This is a genomic window from Deinococcus pimensis DSM 21231 (assembly GCF_000519345.1).
Taxonomy (GTDB): domain Bacteria; phylum Deinococcota; class Deinococci; order Deinococcales; family Deinococcaceae; genus Deinococcus_A; species Deinococcus_A pimensis.
Genome location: NZ_KI912663.1, coordinates 2086 through 3369, shown reverse-complemented (window position 1 = coordinate 3369; position 1284 = coordinate 2086). Strand labels below are relative to the sequence as shown.

2 protein-coding genes are annotated in these 1284 nt (G+C 72.0%); both read right to left on the bottom strand.

Annotated features, from left to right (window positions below):
• Positions 1 to 340 (bottom strand): VOC family protein (locus DEIPI_RS32300; RefSeq protein WP_245588594.1); only part of this gene is annotated, 340 nt, incomplete at its 3' end.
• A 10-nt stretch (positions 341 to 350) separates the two neighbouring features.
• Positions 351 to 1284, bottom strand: a 934-nt coding sequence (locus DEIPI_RS0117535; RefSeq protein WP_045234630.1) for a hypothetical protein, incomplete at its 5' end; no start/stop codon positions are given.

Below are 1284 nucleotides of genomic sequence, written 5' to 3'. Positions count from 1 at the left end.
CCGCGCGGCCCGGACGGGGCGTGTCGTTCAGGAGGCGCGCGCCCTCCGCCTTGAGCCGCGCGAGCTCCGCTTCGAGGTCCGTGACGCGGAACGCGACGTGATGCAGGCCCGGCCCGCGCCGCGCGAGGAAGGTGGCGACGGGGCTGTCGTCACGGGTGGGCGCGAGGACCTCCACGAGGCTCTCGCCGACGTGGAAGGCGCGGACGCGCACGCCCTGGGACTCGACGGTCTCGTCGGGACCCTCGGGCGTGAGGCCGAGGGCGACGTAGGGCGCGCTGCCCGTGTCGAGGTCGGGCGCGGCGACGGCGACGTGGTCGATGAGCTGCGGGGACGTGGGCATGGGGGCCATTCTACGGCGTGACCGTCGCGATGAAGCGCCCGTCGTCCACGAGGTTCCCGACGCCCAGCAGGGTGGTGCGTTCGGGCGTGCGGGTCGTGCCGAGCACGCTGAGGTCGAAGCGGATCACGTCGCCGGACGTGAGGGCGTACAGGTAGTTGTCGCTGCTGACGGTCACGTCCCGCAGCACGAACAGGCTGGAGAGCGCGACGGACGTGGCGGGCGTGCCAGGCAGGAAGGCGCGCGCGGCGGCGGTGCCGTCCCAGGAGACGAGCAGGTCCGCACTTCCCGCCTTGACCGCGAAGAGCCGCGTCGCGCGGTCCGTGACGAGCGCGGTCGTGCCGGGCTGCCCCGTCTGCGGGTTGAGCAGGTACGTGCCGGTGTTCGTGCCGACGTAGAAGCTGCCGTTCAGGGACGCGAGGTCGTTCAGCGTCAGGTTGGCGATCTGGTCGGCGGACCCCGTGACGGTGTCGGTGCGGCTCACCCGGAAGAGCGAGCTGAGCGAACCCACCGTGAATTCGTTGAGGCGGCGCGTCAGGATGACGGTGTCGTCGTCCGTGCCGCCCGAGGCGAGCAGGATGGGGCTGGGGCTGAAGCCGCTCTGCGACGAGTTGAGAATCACCTGCCGCTCCGTGTCGCGCAGGGGAAGGGCGTTCAGCTCGCGGGTCCAGCGCAGCGTCCCGGTCGACTCGAACTGCGCGACGCGCAGGGGCTCGTTCGGGCAGGCGTTCAGGACCGTGAACCGCGAACCTGTGGCGTTCGCGGTGAACTTCACAAAGCAGGGGTTGAAGGTGCCGGTCTGCCCGGAGGCGGGCGGACGGATGGTGGTCTGCACGACCCCGTCGGCATTGCGAAGCTCGATGCGGTCCGTGAAGGCCACCGCGACCTGCCCGCCCGCCCCGGCGCGCGCGAGGCCCACGATGGTGTCGGTGGGCGCGACGCCGCCG